Source organism: Neisseria sp. P0009.S007 (genome assembly GCF_051962515.1).
In genome coordinates, this window is record NZ_JBQCVF010000621.1 from 1 (window position 1) to 935 (window position 935).

Below are 935 nucleotides of genomic sequence, written 5' to 3' on the forward strand. Positions count from 1 at the left end.
AGGTCAAACCTGAAACAGAAACTGTTTAACCGACTGAAAAATAAAAGGCCGTCTGAAATTTCAGACGGCCTTTTTATTTCAATCAAAAATCTGATTTACAAAACGGATTTAACAGTGGCAACCACATTGTCTACGGTAAAGCCAAATTCTTTGAACAGCAAGTCAGCAGGTGCAGACTCGCCGAAGCGGTTGATGCCGACCACTGCACCGTTCAAACCGACGTATTTATACCAACCGTCGGCATGTCCTGCTTCTACGGCTACGCGTGGCAAGCCTTCCGGCAGAACGGCGGCTTTATAGGCGGCATCTTGGCGGTCGAATACATTGGTAGACGGCATAGAAATGACGCGCACGACAACACCTTGTTCAGCCAATACTTTTTGCGCTTCCAGAGCCAATTCAACTTCAGAACCGGTCGCGATTACAACCGCCTGTGCGTTGCCTTGGGCTTCGCTGATAACATAGCCGCCGCGTTTAATGTCGTTCAGCTGTTGCTCATCACGCGCTTGAAATTTCAGGTTTTGACGGCTGAAAATCAGGCTGGACGGGTGATCGGCCGCTTTAACGGCTTCAGACCACGCTACCAAAGATTCAACGGTATCACATGGACGCCATACATCCATATTCGGAATCAGGCGCAGAGTGGCAGTTTGCTCGATAGGTTGGTGGGTCGGACCGTCTTCGCCCAAACCGATGGAATCGTGGGTGAATACAAATACAGGGTTGATTTTCATCAGCGAAGCCATACGCAAGGCATTACGCTCGTATTCGCTGAACATCAGGAAAGTCGCGCCGAATGGTTTCACACCGCCATGCAGGGTAAGGCCATTCATGACCGCACCCATGCCGAACTCGCGCACGCCGTAGTGAATATAGTTGCCGCCGTGTTCGCGGGTAACGGAAACGCTGTTTGACCAGTCAGTCAGGTTGGACGG

At 50.8% G+C, this 935-nt stretch carries 1 protein-coding gene; it reads right to left on the bottom strand.

Annotated features, from left to right (window positions below):
* Positions 1–95 precede the first annotated feature (95 nt).
* Positions 96–935, bottom strand: an 840-nt coding sequence (locus ACTHS3_RS15225; protein WP_440368397.1) for a transketolase-like TK C-terminal-containing protein, incomplete at its 5' end; no start/stop codon positions are given.